General features: G+C 61.0%; 13 protein-coding genes. 5 read left to right on the top strand and 8 right to left on the bottom strand.

The window, feature by feature from the left end; translation table 11 throughout:
• Position 1 precedes the first annotated feature (1 nt).
• The 8 genes from H7E91_RS05025 to H7E91_RS04990 form a co-directional block, all read right to left on the bottom strand.
• Complete coding sequence (locus H7E91_RS05025) at positions 2-910, bottom strand: carbohydrate ABC transporter permease (RefSeq protein ID WP_182354005.1); 909 nt, start codon at positions 908-910, stop codon at positions 2-4.
• Positions 907-1,752: a carbohydrate ABC transporter permease gene (locus H7E91_RS05020; protein WP_182354004.1), complete on the bottom strand. Its 846-nt coding sequence runs from the start codon at positions 1,750-1,752 to the stop codon at positions 907-909. Before H7E91_RS05020 ends, H7E91_RS05025 begins: the two co-directional genes overlap by 4 nt.
• 84 nt (positions 1,753-1,836) lie before the next feature.
• Complete coding sequence (locus H7E91_RS05015) at positions 1,837-3,180, bottom strand: ABC transporter substrate-binding protein (RefSeq protein ID WP_182354003.1); 1,344 nt, start codon at positions 3,178-3,180, stop codon at positions 1,837-1,839.
• A 296-nt stretch (positions 3,181-3,476) separates the two neighbouring features.
• A complete protein-coding gene (gene proB / locus H7E91_RS05010) occupies positions 3,477-4,577 on the bottom strand; it encodes a glutamate 5-kinase (protein ID WP_182354002.1) in 1,101 nt (366 codons plus the stop codon).
• Entirely contained in the window at positions 4,574-6,088 is a 1,515-nt protein-coding gene (gene obgE, locus H7E91_RS05005; RefSeq protein ID WP_182354001.1) for a GTPase ObgE, read from the bottom strand. The genes proB and obgE overlap by 4 nt, the downstream gene beginning before the upstream one ends.
• A 67-nt stretch (positions 6,089-6,155) precedes the next feature.
• Positions 6,156-6,413, bottom strand: a complete 258-nt coding sequence (gene rpmA / locus H7E91_RS05000; protein WP_126039522.1) for a 50S ribosomal protein L27 — start codon at positions 6,411-6,413, stop codon at positions 6,156-6,158.
• 21 nt (positions 6,414-6,434) lie between these two features.
• Positions 6,435-6,752, bottom strand: coding sequence for a 50S ribosomal protein L21 (gene rplU / locus H7E91_RS04995; protein ID WP_182354000.1), 318 nt, complete (start codon positions 6,750-6,752; stop codon positions 6,435-6,437).
• A gap of 132 nt (positions 6,753-6,884) precedes the next feature.
• The gene (locus H7E91_RS04990) at positions 6,885-9,317 is read right to left on the bottom strand and encodes an Rne/Rng family ribonuclease (protein WP_182353999.1); all 2,433 of its coding nucleotides are present in this window, start codon (positions 9,315-9,317) and stop codon (positions 6,885-6,887) included.
• A gap of 456 nt (positions 9,318-9,773) precedes the next feature.
• Here H7E91_RS04990 and H7E91_RS04985 point away from each other — a divergent pair, with 456 nt between their 5' ends.
• The 5 genes from H7E91_RS04985 (at position 9,774) to H7E91_RS04965 (ending at position 17,522) form a co-directional block, all read left to right on the top strand.
• Positions 9,774-11,276 (top strand): cytochrome ubiquinol oxidase subunit I, encoded by a 1,503-nt coding sequence (locus H7E91_RS04985; RefSeq protein WP_182353998.1) that lies wholly within the window; start codon positions 9,774-9,776, stop codon positions 11,274-11,276.
• Positions 11,277-11,287: 11 nt separating this feature from the next.
• Entirely contained in the window at positions 11,288-12,421 is a 1,134-nt protein-coding gene (gene cydB / locus H7E91_RS04980) for a cytochrome d ubiquinol oxidase subunit II (RefSeq protein ID WP_182353997.1), read from the top strand.
• A gap of 84 nt (positions 12,422-12,505) precedes the next feature.
• The gene (cydD, locus tag H7E91_RS04975) at positions 12,506-14,134 is read left to right on the top strand and encodes a thiol reductant ABC exporter subunit CydD (protein WP_182353996.1); all 1,629 of its coding nucleotides are present in this window, start codon (positions 12,506-12,508) and stop codon (positions 14,132-14,134) included.
• Positions 14,131-15,849: a thiol reductant ABC exporter subunit CydC gene (cydC, locus tag H7E91_RS04970; protein ID WP_182353995.1), complete on the top strand. Its 1,719-nt coding sequence runs from the start codon at positions 14,131-14,133 to the stop codon at positions 15,847-15,849. Before cydD ends, cydC begins: the two co-directional genes overlap by 4 nt.
• Complete coding sequence (locus H7E91_RS04965; protein WP_182353994.1) at positions 15,846-17,522, top strand: sensor histidine kinase; 1,677 nt, start codon at positions 15,846-15,848, stop codon at positions 17,520-17,522. The genes cydC and H7E91_RS04965 overlap by 4 nt, the downstream gene beginning before the upstream one ends.
• Positions 17,523-17,532: the final 10 nt, after the last annotated feature.

The following is a 17,532-nucleotide window of genomic DNA, read 5'->3' as shown; positions in this document are numbered from 1 at the left end:
GTCAGCCCTTGACCGAGCCCGCGACGACGCCTTCGATGATGCGCTTCTGAGAGAACAGGTAGAAGATGACAATTGGGATGATGGCGAGAACGAGCATGGCCATCATCGCTCCCATGTCCCTGTTGCCGTTAGAGCCGACGAGCATCTGGACGACGACCGGAATTGTCTTGTACCTAGTTGAAAGACCGATGACGAGATAAGGGAGCAGATAGTCATTCCAGATCCACATCGCGTTGAGGATGGCAACGGTTACGGTCGTCGGCTTGAGAATCGGCAGGACGACTCGGAAGTAGTTTTGCAGTGGGCCACAGCCGTCGATGTAGGCGGCCTCTTCAATCTCGAGCGGAATGGATTTGACGAAGCCAGAGAAGATGAAAACGGACAGGCCAGCCCCGAACCCGAGATACAGGACAACCATGCCTGCAGGGTTATTGAAGTGAAGCATGTCCGCGATCTTCACCGTTGGAAACATGACCATCTGGAACGGGATGACCATCGAAAAGACGAACAGGTAATAGAGCAGAGATGTCCACCAGGTCTTGACTCGAGTGATGAAGTAGGCCGTCATCGCTGTGAGGAACACGATCGTCGCAACGGATGCGACCGTGATGACGAACGACCAGAGGATCGCCTCGAAGAACCCTGTTCGCGCCAGACCTGTCGTGTAGTTCTGAAGTCCCGCCCACATCTCGCCGAGGGGAAGAGCGAACGGATCAGAGCTGATTGAAAATCGTTGCTTGAACGAGTTGATGATGATGAAGAGGATCGGTCCGAGGAACACGACGACGAGTAGCGCGAGGATGACGTAGTAGAGCGAATTACGGGCGTTCGACCCGTTACGCCCTTCCCCATGCTTCGGCCCGACGATCGGTTCTCCGATTGGCTTGACCTGCTCAGCGATGGTGCTCATGCTTCGACCTCCCTGCTCCGCGTAGCCCGCAACTGCAGGAACGCGATGACGACGACGATGATGACGAAGACGACGGCTTTGGCCTGGCCAACGCCCTCCTGACCCATTCGGGCGAACATCGTGTTGACGATGTTGAGTGCGACCATCTCGGTCTTTCCTTGGGGTGCGCCGTTGGTCAGCGCGAGGTTCTGGTCGAACATTTTGAAAGAGTTCGACAGCGTGAGGAATACGCAGATCGTGATAGTCGGCATGATGACGGGGATTGTGACGTGCCGCAATGACTGCCACCGTGTGGCGCCGTCGATTTCCGCGGCTTCCGTCAGCTCGGGAGGAACTGCCTGAAGACCGGCGATGTAGATGATCATCATGTAGCCGACCTGCTGCCAGTTGATGAGGAGGATGAGGCCGACAAAGCCATACTCCCATCGCGAGATGATCGTCGTTCCGTAGTTCGCGAGGACCGCATTGATCATCGACTGCCAGGTGTAGCCGAGGACGATGCCGCCGATAAGGTTCGGCATAAAGAAGACGGAACGGAAAAAGTTCGTGCCTTTCAGCTTCTGGGTGAGAAGCCTCGCAATGGTGAACGCGAAGACGTTGACCGAGATGATAGCGACGATGACGATGAGGATCGTGAACTGGAAGGAACTGGTGAAGCCCTGGTTTTCCTCAAAAACCCTCTGATAGTTCTCGAGGCCCACCCATTCGGCGTCCGTGATCGTCGTGAATGTCGAGAAAGAAAGATAGATGCCAATGAGGAACGGCAACAGGAAGGCGATCGTGAACGCAATTCCTGTTGGCGCAACGAAGATAGGGACGTATTTCTTTAGTGTTCTCTGCATCTCGTCTCCACTAAGTGTTGTCGCGACTGCTACGACACTGAGGTGCCGGGGCTGGCGGCGCCCGCCCCGGCACGTCAGGGGTTATCAGCCCAGGTTCGCCTTTTCGCGAGCCCACGAGTTGACGAAGGTGTCGACAACTTCGTTCCATTCGACGTTGCCGGAGGCGTATTGTGCCAGAGCCTGGCCGAAGTCCTCCTTGAATGCCTGAGATGGGAAGGTTGTGAACACCCACGGAATCGGCTCGAGGTCGGGATCTGTCATGTACCGGTTGATCTCGACAGCGAGCGGATCATTCGGTGTGCTGTCGCCGAAGGACCTGAACGGCGCGATGAAGCCGAGGTCCTCCGTCACATACGTCATGCCGGCCTCGGAACTGAAGAGCCAGTTGACGAAGTCGATCGTGGCCTGCTGGTCGGCTTCAGATGCGCGGGCGTTGACCGCCATGAATGCCTCGGTGCCGATGTTGATGCCCTTCGACTCCTCGCCGTCAACACCCGTGTAGATGGGCATGAACTTGATGTCCTCTTCGGCCACGACGTTGCCTTCAATGTCCTTGATCTGGCTCCACGCCCAGTTGCCGTTCTGAACCATGGCTACCTTGCCCGTCGCAAATTCCTGCATGGAGTCCGTGACTGTCTTCGACGGTGTGAGCGCCGGCTCCACAGTCGAGTTCTCAAGGTAAAGATCGAGGATGTTCCTGTAGTTGTCGGAGTAGGTAAATTCGATCTCTTCCTTGTCCGTCACATCATCGTCTTGGTACTCCCAGTACACGGGAATATTGGCGAGGTGAGTCTGCCAGCGCCATTCCTCGCCCGTGGCGAGTGACGTTGCAGCGAAGACGCCGTCGATACCGAGCTCGTCGGCACGCGCCTGCATATCTTCAACGACAGACTTGAACGTCTCGAAATCAGCAATTTCATCCATGGACGTCGCCTTCGCGCCGTCCATCGCGAAGTAATCCTCCATGATCGCCTGGTTGTAGATGAGGCCGTAACCTTCGACTGCGACCGGCACGCCGTAGACCTTGCCGTCCTCCCCCTTGAGCGCGAGCCCCGGGTCGTTGAGATCCTTCGCAAAGTCAGTGTCATCTAGCTCGAGAGCGTACGACTGCCAATTCTTCAGACCCATCGGGCCGTTAATCTGGAACAGCGTCGGAGCATCCGATTTTGTGACCTCCGACTTGAGGGTCTGCTCGTACGTGCCGGATGCGGCCGTCACGACCTTGACAGGAACACCGGTCTCCTCGGTGTATGCCGCAGCGATCTCGTTGTAGGTCTCCTCAGATTCCGGCTTCCAGTTGAGGAAGTAGACAGAACCGTCCGCTGCGTCGCCCGAACCGCCCTCATCGTCGTTCCCGCAGGCGGCGAGGCCGCCAAGGGCGAAAGCGCCAGCTGTCACCAGCGCGAGCGCCCGCTTTGCGTTTCTCATGTGTGTCCTCCCTTGGACATCAAGTAAATCTGACGGCACCATTACCGCCAGCATGACTGCCAATCAGCCTTCAACGCTTCTCTCAAGGGCGTCTCGAACTCGATCACCAACATAATGTCACAGACAACGTCCCCCAACCAAACCGTTGGAACCGCCGCCTCGAGGGGACTTTTGCAGGCTCTGCCAGGGGAAATGCCCGCGCGCGCCAGCCCTACGAACCGTTCACTGCGGCCGCGCTCGAACGCTGAGAAAAGGGTCCATTGCTACATGTTATGAAAATCATGATGACGCGTGCGTCAGTGTCGGAGCAAGACCATGTCGTCGACGTGGACGGCAGGCCTTCCTGCACCGGGCTGACCGGCGGATTCTCGTAAGCGCTCGGAGTCCCAGCCTGCCAGTCCCCGAGCGATAAGGTCGCCGCCGGGGCCGAGAATATCAATGGGATCGCCCGGATCGAATGTGCCGACGACATCGGTGATACCCACCGCAAGAAGGGAGTTTCCCCCCGACTCGAGTGCGTCGACCGCACCCGCGTCGAGACGCACCTGCCCGTGGGACTTGGCGGCGTGAGCAATCCACAGTGCTCGAGCATTAGATTTCTGGCCGGTCGCTGCGAACCACGTGCCGACCGGTTCGCCAGCCAGCGCCGGCCGCAGATTTTCCGCCGATGTGACAAGCGCGGGAATGCCAAAAGCTGTCGCCATCCGAGCGGCCGTCACCTTCGTCGCCATACCGCCGGTGCCGAACAGGCTACCTCGTCCGGTGATCGAGTAGTTCTCGAGCTCTGCCATGTTGCCGACAAATCGGATGGGACGCGATCCCGGGTCGGACGGTGGTCCGGAATAGAGCCCGTCGACGTCGGTGAGGAGGATGAGAACGTCGGCCCTGACAAGGTGCGCGATGATGGCCGCGAGGCGGTCGTTGTCACCGAGCCGTAGCTCGGTGGTCGCGACAGCGTCATTCTCGTTGACGATCGGGATGATCCCCATGGCAAACAGCTTTTCTAATGCCAGTCGCGCATTCCGATAGTGAGTCCGCCGGATGACGTCGTCTGCTGTGAGGAGGACCTGTCCGATTCCGATGCCTCGCATCCCGAACTGTTCCCCGTAGGCCGTCATGAGGTGGGGTTGCCCAACCATCGCCGCTGCCTGCAGTCCCGACATATCGGTTGGCCGACTGGCGATGCCGAGACGGCCAACACCTGCCGCGACAGCGCCTGATGAGATGAGAGCGAACCTCTGGTTTCTGTCGTACGCGTCAGAAAGCGTATCGGACAGTGTTTCGAGGGCCTTGCGATTGAGGGTGCCGTCCGCTTTCGTCAGGGACGATGATCCAATCTTGACGACGAAGCGGGGGGCGCTCGATACGAACGCCCTGTTGGCAAGAGCCCTGTTCATTCTTCGGGATCCGTCCATACGCCGGAGTCGCGCTCCATCCACAACTCCTGGCGCGCGGCTTCCTTGGCATCCATGCGCTCTTTGAAAGCTTCACGCTTGTCGCGCCGCGTGGGGCGATCGACCTGGTCGAGCCGAAGATCGGTCCCGCGGGGTCCCAGGAGCTCTGCTCCAGTCGACATTGTTGGTTCCCAATCGAAGACGACGCCCCCTTCCACTGACCCGATGACGACCGTATCACCGGCCAGAGCACCGGCTTTCGCCAGCTCCTCTTCGACACCAAGCTTCGCCAGTCTGTCGGACAGATAACCCACTGCCTCGTCGTTTGCGAAGTCCGTCTGGCGCACCCAGCGCTCTGGCTTCGCACCAAGCACCTGGTAAAGAGGACCACCGGACCCGCCAAGGTTTTTGATGACGAAGTCAGCGACAGAGCCGCGTGGTTCGGGGCGTAGTACTGTCCGTGCAGGCTCCTCTTCTGGCAACTCTGCACGCGCCTTCTCAACGAGCGCAGCCAACGCGAATGACAGTTCGCGTAAACCCTGCCTGGCGACAGCGGAGACGATGTGAACCGGGTACTTCTTTCTCAGGTCCTCGGCGACGAACTCGGCAAGTTCGCGAGCCTCGGGCACGTCCGCCTTGTTGAGGACGACGAGACGCGGCCGCTCCATGAGCGGCGCGTGGCCGAATGTCGCCGGAATTTGGCGGGAGTAAATCTCGAGCTCGTTCTCGATGGTCTCGAGATCAGACTCAGGGTCACGGCCCGGCTCGAGGGTCGCACAGTCAAGGACGTGCACGATGACAGCGCAGCGCTCGATGTGACGGAGGAACTCGAGACCGAGGCCCTTACCTTCGGAGGCACCGGGAATGAGGCCGGGGACATCTGCGATTGTGTAGCGGACGCCCTCTGCATCGACCACGCCGAGGTTTGGCACGAGCGTCGTGAACGGATAGTCCGCAATCTTCGGGCGGGCGGCCGACATCGCGGCGATGAGGGAAGACTTACCTGCCGACGGGAAGCCGACGAGCGCGACGTCTGCAACGGACTTCAGCTCGAGAACGACCGAAACCTGCTCACCTTCATCGCCCAGCAAGGCGAATCCGGGAGCTTTACGTTTGGGCGAGGCGAGAGCAGCGTTCCCAAGCCCTCCCTGGCCTCCCCTGGCAAGAACATAGCGGGCCCCAAGCCCGACAAGATCGGCGAGAACATCACCGTCGCGCGTTTTCACAACCGTGCCCGACGGAACTCCGAGAACCAGATCTTCGCCGCTTTTGCCGACGCGTAGATCGCCCTCACCGGGCTTGCCTGACTGAGCGTTCTGGTGAGGGGAGCGATGGTACGTGAGGAGTGTCGTCACCTGCGGATCGACCTCGAGGATGACATCGCCGCCCCTGCCGCCGTTCGCTCCATCCGGCCCCCCGAGCGGTTTGAACTTCTCGCGGCGCACCGAGGCGCATCCATTGCCGCCATTGCCCGCCTGTGCGTGCAGTACGACTCTATCGACGAACATCGACATCGTGACCTCCTCATATGGCAGGAGGGGCGGGCGGCACTAAGCCGTCCGCCCCTCCCCTACGAATTGTTCAGGCAGAGACCGGAACGATGTCGACAACTTTGCGGTCGCGACGGGTTGCGAACTCTACGGTGCCCGCAGAGAGTGCAAAAAGCGTGTCGTCCTTGCCACGGCCAACATTGTTGCCCGGGTGGAACTTGGTGCCGCGCTGGCGGACGAGGATTTCGCCCGCGCTGACGAGCTGGCCGCCGAAGCGCTTCACGCCGAGGCGCTGTGCATTCGAGTCGCGGCCGTTACGGGTTGAGGAAGCACCCTTCTTGGTTGCCATGGTTCAGCTCCTTATGATTCTCTAGGCGATCGAGGTGATCTTGACGCGGGTGAGCTGCTGGCGGTGGCCCATGCGCTTGCGGTATCCGGTCTTGTTCTTGTACTTGACGATATCGATCTTCGGGCCCTTCTCGGCACGAATGATCTCACCGGTCACGGTCGCGGAGATCCCGTCCGCAGACGTGGTGACCTTATCGCCATCGACAAGCAGGATCGGTTCGAGCTCAACCGTGTCACCGGCCTCGCCTTCGATCTTGTTCATGACGACAATGGAGCCGACGGACACCTTTTCCTGGCGGCCGCCAGCTTTGACAATCGCGTAAGCCACGTTGTTGCTCATCTCTGGTTGACGTATGCGGACAAAAAGTCTCATGCCCGGGGCGGGCACCGACGTCCTATCATATGCGATCCGGTGTGGGCGAGCCAAGCCCGGGACCGCGCGTAACAGGCGTGCACCCTGTGTTTTTCAGCACTACTTAACTGGGAAGGTCATAATGCCGGACGAGGTACTCGTTTTCGGGATGATCGTGCCCGAAGAAACCGCCCGGCGCGACTTTCGACTCTCATCCTCCTGCTTGTCCTCTGCTGGCTTTTCGACCGGGGTGGCGGGCACCCGTTTAGGCTCGACCTTCTTCGGTTCCTCCGGGGCGACGATGATGGCTCCGCCCCCTGAAGCCGTGACGATAGTTCCGGAGGATGCAACTCGGCGCGGCTTCCGCTCCTGGACCGGGGTAGCCGGTGCGGGCTCAGCGGCGACTGTCTCTGGCGGTACCGCCTGTGCTGGCGTACCGGGCGAGATTCGGCCGCTCACTTTGCCAGATTCGGCCTGAGTGGGCTTGGCCGACGCGGGTTCCACCTTTTTGGCGGCTTGCTTGTCAGACTGCCTCCGGTCGTGGCGCTCGTCGCCTCTGCGGTTTTGCTTCTCCTCGCGCGGGGACGCAGGCTCTTCGTCCGCGTCGTCGTCGCGATGGGTCTGGGCGGCCGCTGCGATGGAGGCGAGTGCCGATTTGACCTCTTCGCGCTTCACCACATCATCGTCGGGCTCGGGAACTGGCGCCTGCCGTACGATCTTCGTCTGCTTCGGCGTCGGCTCGCCCTTCTCCACGGGATGGCTGTGGATGAGGTAGCCGCGGCCACTGCAGTGCTCGCACGTTGACGAGAAAGCTTCGATTAGGCCCTGTCCGACACGCTTACGCGTCATCTGGACAAGACCAAGCGAGGTCACCTCGGCGACCTGATGGCGGGTACGATCCCGACCGAGGCATTCGATGAGCCTGCGGAGCACGAGATCGCGGTTCGATTCAAGAACCATGTCGATGAAGTCGATGACGATGATGCCGCCGATGTCGCGTAGCCGTAACTGACGCACGATTTCTTCGGCCGCCTCAAGGTTGTTCTTTGTCACCGTCTCCTCGAGCGTGCCCCCCGATCCCGTGAACCGCCCGGTGTTGACATCGATGACGGTCATCGCCTCCGTGCGGTCGATAACGAGCGAACCTCCCGACGGGAGGTAGACCTTGCGGTCCATTGCCTTCGCAAGCTGCTCGTCGACCCTCGCATCGGCGAAGATGTCCTTGTTCTGCACCCATTTGTGAACCCGGTCATCGAGTTCGGGCGAGAGCTCATGCACGTATTCGGAGATTGTCTTAAATGTGTTTGAACCCTGGATGTGGAGTGACTCAAAGTCTTCGTTGAAGACGTCCCGGACGACGCGGACGGCGAGCTCGGGTTCTCCCTTGAGGAGAACCGGCGCGCTCTTGGCTGCCTTGACCTTGGCCTGGATGTCATCCCACTTCTTAGTGAGTCGCTCGACGTCCTTACGAAGCTGATCCTCCGTCGCTCCTTCGGCGGCGGTGCGAACGATGACGCCGTGCTCGGCGGGAACGATCTCTTTGAGGAGCTTCTTCAGCCGCTGCCGCTCCCGATCGGGAAGCTTGCGGGAGATGCCTGTCATTGCCCCCGATGGGACGAGGACGAGATGGCGGCCGGCGAGCGTCACCTGCGCTGTTAAACGTGCGCCCTTGTGCCCAATCGGGTCCTTCGTCACCTGAACGAGGACTGATTCACCTGATTTGAGGGCGGACTCGATCCTGCGCGGCTTGCCCTCGAGGCCAGCCGCCTCCCAGTTAACCTCGCCAGCGTAAAGAACGGCATTGCGTCCTTTACCTATATCAACAAAGGCCGCCTCCATCGACGGCAGAACGTTCTGGACGCGACCGAGATAGACGTTGCCGACCATCGAAACTTGCGTGTGCCGTGCAACGTAGTGCTCGACAAGGATGTCGTCTTCGAGGACAGCGATCTGATTGAGGCCATCCTGCTCGCGTACGAGCATCCGGCGAGCGACTGACTCCCTGCGTGCAAGGAATTCTGACTCGGTGATCGACTGTCTGCGACGACCGGCTTCGCGGCCGTCCCTGCGGCGCTGACGCTTTGCCTCGAGACGGGTCGATCCCTTGAGGGCCGTCACCTCATCCGGCGATGTTGAGCGGCGGCGCCGGCGGCGCCGGGTGACCGACTGAGCCTCCTCGCCGTCAGAGTCGTCAGTTGGGGCCTCGGATGGTTCCTCCCGCGAAGGAGAGCTCGCCCTGCGGGGCTGTGACTGCCTGGACCGCGAACGCGTCGGGGTCTCCTCGTCATCGCCGTCCTCGTCCGGCTTCGTGCCTTCTTCTGCTTGGTCGGACTGATCTGTGGACTTGCCGCGCCCTCGGGAACCGCGCCTGCGAGGCTTGCGCTCATCTTCGTCGTCGCGCCGATCATCATCGCGCGTGCTGTCCTGATCCTCGGCCTGCTTCACGGGACGCCGAACAACCCGCGTCGGGTCGGGCTCCTGGAAGAGGAGGTAGGTGGCGGGCATTGCCGCCTTGATTGGTTCTGATGTACTGCCAGCGTGTTCGTCTGTCATTGGGACTCCTGTCCGGAAAGACGGCACGGAAGCCTTCCCACGTAATCGCCGTCCTAACGGCGGAAGTCTCTGATCGTCTCTCGCTCGGCAGCACACCCGGACGGCGGCGCTCAGCACATGGAGACGATGACCTCGCGTTCCGTGCACGCGCGGCCTTCTGGAATTCTCTCACACTTTGAGCGACGGGCGCTGAGCGGGCGTCACCGAGCACCTCTCTACGCCATACGGACGGGCCCACACGAGTCCGCGCTCACAGGTTTTCGCCGGTGGCCCGTAACCGGACGGGGAGCGTTAAAAGCAGCGAAAATACGAGAATTGGACGATGGACTGACGTCGAATTATGCGGCTAATTTTTTTGGTCACAGTGTCTGAAAGAAGGACTAAAGTCCTAGGATTCACAGTCGGCTCCCAGCATAAATTGGGACCATATCTCGGCACCTTGGAAGGGAAGCGTCAATGGAGGCCTTGGACCTCGCGCGGTGGCAGTTCGGAATCACAACTGTTTACCATTTCATTCTCGTTCCGCTCACGATTGGCCTCGCCCCTCTCGTCGCAATTATGCAAACGAAATGGTTGCGATCGGGTAAAGAAAAATGGCTGAGGCTCGCCGACTTTTACGGCAAAATCCTCATCATCAACTTTGCGCTCGGCGTCGCCACCGGAATCGTCCAGGAGTTCCAGTTCGGCATGAACTGGTCCGAATACTCTCGCTTTGTTGGCGATATCTTCGGAGCCCCGCTGGCCTTCGAAGCGCTACTCGCCTTCTTCCTCGAATCCACCTTCCTCGGCTTGTGGGTTTTCGGCCGGGGACGCATGAGCGCAAGGCTCAACACGTTGAGCATCTGGCTCGTCGCCATTGGCGTGAATCTCTCCGCCTACTTCATCATCGCGGCGAACTCCTTTATGCAACACCCCGTCGGGTCCGTCTTCAACGAAGAGACAGGTCGCGCCGAACTGGATGGCGTCGGTGGATTCCTTGAGGTCCTGACCAATGTCAAGGCGCTGTCCGCGATCGCGCACGTCATTACGGCCTCGTTCCTGGTCGCGGGCACTGTCGTCGTTGGCATAGCCGTGTGGTGGATGGTTCGCTCGTCTCGACGCGCCATCGAAGGCCAGCCCGAGATGTGGCGCTCGGCGGCCCGCTTCGGCTCCGTTACCGTCCTCATTTCCGCCGTGCTCGTGTCTCTGAGCGGCCACTGGCAGGGCCAGCTCGTTTACGACCAGCAGCCGATGAAGATGGCATCTGCCGAGGCTCAATGTCACACCGAGCAAGGCGCGCCGCTGTCACTCATCGCCATCGGCGACTTCACGAACGACTGTGAGAACGTCACCCGCATCCTCGATATCCCGTTCGTCACGTCCTTCATGGCGACGAACCACTTCACGGGACCCGAGTCAGAGGTTGCTGGCGTTGCGGAGGTCCAAGAGTTCTATCAGGAGCAGTTCGCGGAGCTCCACGGAGCAGACTACGACTACCGCCCGAATCTCTTCGTCACGTACTACACCTTCCGAGGAATGATCGGCTTCATGATCTTCCCCGTCATCCTCTCCCTCGCCACGCTGTGGTTCACGCGAGGGAACAAGACATGGGCCTCGGACCGCTGGGCAAAGTACGCCATCCTCACAATCCCGACCCCGTTTATTGCCTCTAACCTCGGCTGGATATTCACGGAGATGGGACGTCAGCCGTGGGTCGTGGCACCCAACCTGGAATCGCTCAACGAGCCCGCAGGCACAGGTGTTGACCGCGTTCTGCTGTTGACCGACTGGGGTGTGTCGCAGGTAACGAGTCCGGGGATGGTCCTCTCCACCCTTATCGGATTCACCGTCCTCTATCTCATGCTCGGCATCGTCTGGTTCCTGCTCGTGCGCCGCTATACCTATGAAGGCATCGACCTCACAGGTGACGAGGCGCCACAACCTGATGACGAGAACCAACCCCTGAGCTTCATTTACTAAGGAGAGCTGAGATGGAATTCCTTCCCTACGTCTGGTTTATTCTCATCGGCGTCCTCTGGACCGGCTACCTCACGCTCGAGGGGTTCGACTTCGGTGTCGGCATGCTATTCACACGGCTGTCCCGCAATCCGAAGGAGCGACGCGTCGCTCTCAACACCATCGGTCCTCACTGGGATGGCAACGAGGTCTGGTTGATCACAGCAGGTGGCGCGACATTCGCTGCATTTCCTGAGTGGTACGCGACGATGTTCTCCGGAATGTATCTTGCGCTTTTCGTCATCCTCGTTCTCCTCATCGTCCGCATTACCGCCATCGAATGGCGGGGCAAAATCAACGACGATGGTTGGCGCAAACGCTGGGACATGATCCACACGACCTCCGCGTGGGGCGTGTCGATCCTCTGGGGCGTTGCATTCGCCAACCTCGTCAAGGGAATGGAAATCGAGGTCCTGAGGATCACCGATCCTGCAACCCAGACATTCGAGGTTGTGTCGGCACAGGAGATGGAGTCCGCTTCCGCTATTGACGCGGCCGCGTTCACGCACCATCTGACCGGCGGATTCTTCTCTCTCCTCACACCGTTCACGATCGTTGGCGGCCTCGTGACGCTGTCTCTGTTCCTGTCCCACGGCGCGATCTTCCTCGCGCTCAAGACCGCTGGCGAGATGCAGGCCCGCGCGGCCAAGTACGCGGCGCGGCTATCGATCGGCTCGCTCGTCATCACCGCCGTATGGGCGCTATGGGCCCAGTTCGTGTATGCGACGAGCATGTGGTCCTGGATCCCACTCGTTATTGCAGCAGTCTGCCTTGTTGCGACCGCGCACTTTGCGAGGTTGAGAGACGAGCTACGCGCCTTCATCGCCAACTTCATTGCGATTGCAGCGGCAGTGGCGTTTATCTTCACCGCCATGTTCCCGTACGTCATGAGGTCCTCAATCAACGAGGCGTACTCGCTGTCAATCGAGCAGGCGACGGCGACGGGCCCGACCCAGATCATCATGCTGGGCGCGGCGGTCATCTTCGTGCCGATTGTCATCGGGTACTCGATCTGGTCATACAAGGTGTTTGCCAAGCGGATCTCCGTCGATGACATCCCCGACCAAGCATCCGGCCTGAGCAGGGTCATGGATGACAACCTCCGCTGAGTATTCTCAGGGCGGGCGCGTGCCACTCGGCCGCGCCCGCCCTCTTTTAACGGGTGACGTTAGTCCACGACTAGAGTGAGTTCTGTGAAGCCTCTGGACCCCAAACTCCTCTCCCATGCCGCTCCAGCCAGACGATATGTCGCCCTCGTGACGGTGACAGGCATCCTCTCTGCGGCACTCATCATCGCCCAGTGCTTTCTCATCTCATACGCAATCTCTCCCGTCATTGACGGCACAGCGGGGCTGACAGACTCGATTCCTTTTATCGGTTCACTTGCTCTCGTCTTCCTCGGGAGGATGGTCGTGACGTGGATACAGGAATCGTTCGGCCATCGCGCGGCACTGGCGACGATTTCTGAACTTCGAAGCAAAGTCCTCGACAAAGCAGGCGACCTCGGCCCGCGCTGGCTCGCCGCCCGAGCATCGTCAATTGTGACATTCACAACCCGCGGTCTTGAGGATCTCGAGCCGTATTTCGTCAAGTACCTACCCCAGCTACTCCTGACAGCGACAGTAACGCCAGCCTCCCTCTTCGTCGTCTTACTCCTCGACTGGCCATCCGCCATCATCATTGTCTTCTGCCTCCCGATCATCCCGGTCTTCATGATCCTCATCGGCAAGATGACGGAGTCAACGTCGAAAAAGAAGTTAGCTTCGATGGAAAGCCTTGGCGACCAGGTCCTCGACCTCATTGCCGGACTTCCTACTCTCAAGGCGCTCGGCCGCGAGCAAGGGCCGGTCAAGCGGGTCGACTCCCTCGGGCGGAGCTACACGATGACGACGATGGCTGCGCTACGGGTCGCCTTCCTCTCAGGTTCCGTCCTCGAGTTCCTCGCAACCCTCTCGACGGCTCTTGTCGCGGTCGAGGTCGGCTTCCGAATGGTGTACGGATACCTCGATCTCACGACCGGGCTCATCATCATCATGCTCACCCCCGAACTTTTCAAGCCCTTGCGTGAAGTCGGCTCGCAATTCCATGCATCGACCGACGGGCTTGCGGCAGCTGAGCAAGCGATCACCGTCATTGAGACCCCAATATCCGAACCCGGTCGCCTGCCAAGCCCTGACCTCAACCGTAGCGATATAGTCATCGAGAACCTTTCCGTCGAGGCCGAGGGGCGCGGCATCGTCGCCCCTGCGGGACTCACCGCGACAATTCCCCATGGCCATATCACGGCGCTCGCCGGGCCGTCGGGCTCCGGTAAATCGACGACAGTGTCGGTTCTTCTCGGCCTGCTCGAACCCTCGGCGGGAACCGCATCCGTCAACGGGGTGCCGATCGGTCAGATCGACCCGGACTCGTGGCGCTCCCAGATCACGTGGGTGCCGCAGAGGCCTGTCCTCGTGCCCGGCACCGTCGCCGAGAATATCGGCGGGATCGACGATGAGGCAGCTCGTCTCGCAGGCTTCGACGAGGTCATCGACACGCTCCCCCATGGGTGGCAGACACAGATCGGTCAGGGAGGCGTCGGACTTTCGCTCGGTCAGCGTCAGCGGTTGGCCCTGACCCGTGCGCTTCGAGAGCGGCGAGCTCTCCTTGTGCTCGACGAGCCGACTGCACACCTGGATCAGACGTCGGAAGCACACATCATCGAGGCAGTTCAGGCCGCCAAGAGCAACGGACAGACCGTGCTCGTCATTGCCCACCGTCCCACCCTCCTCGCGATTGCCGACAAGATCATCACGGTCAGTGCGCTGGAGGTCGCCCGATGATTCTTACGAAAAAGGAATGGTCGGCACTGCGTCGCGCGCTGTCGGCCCTCGAGCTCAACCGCGGCCGTTTCCTACTGGCCGTCGTGTTCGGGTCGATGGGGCTCGGGAGCGCCATCGCACTATCCGCCGTCTCAGCGTGGCTCATCGCCCGCGCCTCTCAGATGCCGCCGGTGCTTGAGCTGTCGGTCGCGGCGACGTCTGTCCGCATGTTCGGCATCGGCAAGGCAGTCTTCCGGTACCTTGAACGGCTTGCCTCACACCGCGTCGCACTGTCCGGCATGGGCCGCCTCCGAACCAACATGTACGCGGCGCTCGCCTCCTCGTCCGATTCGCGGGTGGCCGGCATTCGCCGCGGCGACCTGCTGGCGCGCACGGGCGCCGACGTCGACACAATCGGCGACACGGTCGTCAAAGCCATCATGCCCGCCTGCGTCGCGTTCGTTACCGCTTTCGTTTCTGTCGGCATTGTCTGGTTCCTCTCCGCCCCCATCGCAATCGCCCTCGTCGTCTGTCTCCTCATCTCGGGGCTCCTCGGACCGGTCGTTGCCGCCGTCGGTGCGCGCCGTGCGGAGCGAAGCCGAGTCGAGGACGAGGCGGAGTTGTCGGCGCTGTCGCTAGCCTTGCTCGAGGGAGCCGGAGAGCTGCGGATTTCCGGTCGGCTGGCGGCGATGAAAGAGGCGGTGCGCCGCACCGAATCCCGGATCCACTCCCACCGAGACAGAGCTGCAAAACCCCAGGCCTGGGCGGCAGCGATCGACACGATGGCGCTCGCCCTGGCCGTACTGGGCGCGATCATCATCGGCGTTAGCCAGCTCGAGGCGGGGCAACTCAATGGCATTGAGCTCGCTGTGTGCGTTCTCGTGCCGCTTGCGGCGTTCGAGGGGACGGCCGCGCTCGGACCGGCGGCTCTCGAGCTCGTCCAATCCGGTCAGGCCGCCACTCGCATTATCGACCTCATCGGCGAGGAAGAGCCTCTCGCAAAGAAGCGCGACCTCAACCTGGAGCCGGTCATCGACGCCCGCAATCTCGTTGTCGGATGGCCGGGCGGCCCAGATGTGGCCGGACCGTTCAACCTCACAGTGGGCAGAGGCTCGAAGATTGCGATCGTCGGTCCATCCGGCGTCGGCAAGTCAACGCTACTCATGACGCTCGCGGGTCTCATTAAGCCACACGCCGGCACCGTAACCCTCGGGGGCATGGAAGTCTCGACACTCGATCGCGAATCGATCTCCCGCGCCCTCATCCTCATTGCCGAGGACTCTCACATCTTCCAAACAACAGTCATGGAGAACTTACGCGTCGTGCGGAAGGACCTGACAGAGAATGAGGCGCGCGAAGCGCTGACGAAAGCTGGTCTCGGGGACTGGCTTGCACGTCTGCCCGGCGGGCTCGATACGATGCTGGGGCAGAACGCGACGACCGTGTCTGGGGGTGAGCGTCGGCGGCTTCTGCTCGCTCGTGCTCATGCTTCTCATGCCCCGATCATTGCCCTCGACGAGCCAGCCGAACACCTGGAGCCTGAGACAGCCGACCGCCTCCTCGGCGATCTTTACGAGTCAGATCTCGGGGTCATCGTCGTCACCCACAGGCTGACGGATCTTCAGAGGACGGACACCGTGATCCACTTGGGCGATGATGGCGTCGAGATCGGCGCCTATGATGAACTGATGGAACACAGTCCCAGCTTTAGATGGGCGGTGCAGGAGGCTCAATGACAAACCCGATCGGGTACCACATTCCGAGCGCAACTGACAGTACGTCCGGCCTGTTCGACTCTGCACTTGCGCTGACCTCGCGGCTGGATCTAACTGAGGCTCTGCAGGAGTTTGTCGAGGCCGCACGGCGACTGACGGACGCGAAGTATGCGGCCCTCGGCATCCTTGGCTCGCGCGGTGAGACTGTCGCCTTCCATTTCTCGGGGATGGAGGTGAACGAGGCTGAGAGACTGCCTCATCCACCACACGGGCATGGTGTGTTCGCGGAGATCCCAGTCGATGCGCCGCTCATCATTAATGATCTCGCCTCCCATCCGGCCTTCCAGGGATGGCCGTCGTACCACCCGCGGATGAAGAACTTCCTGGGCGTTCCCGTCCGCATCCACGAGCAGGTTTACGGAAGGCTCTACCTTACCGACAAGGAGGGCGGGTTCGATGACGAGGATTCGGCAAACATGGTCATGCTTGCCAATGCCGCCGCCATCGCCGTTCAAAACTCGCGACTCTACGCGGAATCAGAGGACCGCGCCGCCTGGATCGCCGTCTCCCAGGCGATCACGACTGCGCTACTTGAGGGAACAGACGAGGAGGAGGCGCTTGAACTCATCGCAAAGAAGATGAGGATCGTCTCCAAGTCCTGCACAGCCCTCATCATCCTCCCGTCGGTCGGTGACGCGTGGGTATGCGAGATCGCTGACGGTTATGACGCCGAGAACATGATCGGACTCGAGTTCCCGCCGGAGGGCCGTGCCCAAACCGTCATCCGCGAAGGGAGCGGTGTCGTCGTCGATTCGATGACCCGAACTCGGACGATGCGGATACCGGCGCTACGTGGCTACGGTCCCGCCCTCTACGCTCCGATGATCGTTCAGGGGGTTGGCGCTGGCGTCATCGTCCTCCTGCGCTCACGCAACCAACCCGAGTTCGACCTCGCCGACCTTGCCATGGCTGAGTCCGTGTCGAAGCAGGCCGCGCTCGCGCTCGAGCTCGCCTCGGCGCGGCACGCTCAGGATGTCGCTACGCAGATTGACGAGCGGGCAAAGATCGGTCGCGACTTGCACGACCTGGCGATACAGCAGCTGTTTGCGACCGGCATGCAGATCACAGCCATCCGAGAGGACCTTGAGTCGAAGGACGCGCCCTCCGATGTTGTCGACCTGCTCAACCAGGCCATCGAATCAGTCGATGAATCGGTGAAGGAGATCCGCCACATCGTCCGTCGGCTACGCGAGCCGGATGCGAACGTTGTCGTCGTCGAACGTCTGCGCCGTGAGGCCTCTCTCGCCCGTACTTCTCTCGGGTTCGCCCCATCCCTCATCATCAGCCTCCACGGGCAGGCGCTGCCTTCTGACACAGATAATGAAACCGTCGCCGAAATCGATAACCTCGTCGGAGCCGACATCGCCGATGACATCGTCGCGGTCGCACGTGAGGGACTGTCAAACGCGGCGCGTCACGCGAAGGCATCGTCTGTCAGCGTCACGGTGGGAGTCGACGAGTCCGAGGTCCGCATCACCGTGGCCGACGACGGCGTCGGATTGTCTCCCTCCCGAGCACGTCGATCGGGCCTTGCGAACCTCGCGGCACGAGCCCGCCGCCACGGCGGCGGCTTCGAACTCGCCCGAGGAGAACAGCGCGGCGCTGTTGTCCAGTGGTGGGTGCCGCTCGGCTGAGGCGCCGGGT

It is taken from the genome of Flaviflexus huanghaiensis, assembly GCF_014118685.1.
Classification (GTDB): Bacteria; Actinomycetota; Actinomycetes; order Actinomycetales; family Actinomycetaceae; genus Flaviflexus; species Flaviflexus huanghaiensis.
Note: the sequence above shows the minus strand (reverse complement) of the source record. Positions and strands in the feature narration are given on the sequence as shown.

Bases quoted from the DNA above. Each gene is read 5' to 3' on its own strand.
- H7E91_RS05025 (WP_182354005.1), bottom strand. From the start codon at position 910: ATGAGCACCATCGCTGAGCAGGTCAAGCCAATCGGAGAACCGATCGTC.
- H7E91_RS05020 (WP_182354004.1), bottom strand. From the start codon at position 1,752: ATGCAGAGAACACTAAAGAAATACGTCCCTATCTTCGTTGCGCCAACA.
- H7E91_RS05015 (WP_182354003.1), bottom strand. From the start codon at position 3,180: ATGAGAAACGCAAAGCGGGCGCTCGCGCTGGTGACAGCTGGCGCTTTC.
- proB (WP_182354002.1), bottom strand. From the start codon at position 4,577: ATGAACAGGGCTCTTGCCAACAGGGCGTTCGTATCGAGCGCCCCCCGC.
- obgE (WP_182354001.1), bottom strand. From the start codon at position 6,088: ATGTCGATGTTCGTCGATAGAGTCGTACTGCACGCACAGGCGGGCAAT.
- rpmA (WP_126039522.1), bottom strand. From the start codon at position 6,413: ATGGCAACCAAGAAGGGTGCTTCCTCAACCCGTAACGGCCGCGACTCG.
- rplU (WP_182354000.1), bottom strand. From the start codon at position 6,752: ATGAGCAACAACGTGGCTTACGCGATTGTCAAAGCTGGCGGCCGCCAG.
- H7E91_RS04990 (WP_182353999.1), bottom strand. From the start codon at position 9,317: ATGACAGACGAACACGCTGGCAGTACATCAGAACCAATCAAGGCGGCA.
- H7E91_RS04985 (WP_182353998.1), top strand. From the start codon at position 9,774: ATGGAGGCCTTGGACCTCGCGCGGTGGCAGTTCGGAATCACAACTGTT.
- cydB (WP_182353997.1), top strand. From the start codon at position 11,288: ATGGAATTCCTTCCCTACGTCTGGTTTATTCTCATCGGCGTCCTCTGG.
- cydC (WP_182353995.1), top strand. From the start codon at position 14,131: ATGATTCTTACGAAAAAGGAATGGTCGGCACTGCGTCGCGCGCTGTCG.
- H7E91_RS04965 (WP_182353994.1), top strand. From the start codon at position 15,846: ATGACAAACCCGATCGGGTACCACATTCCGAGCGCAACTGACAGTACG.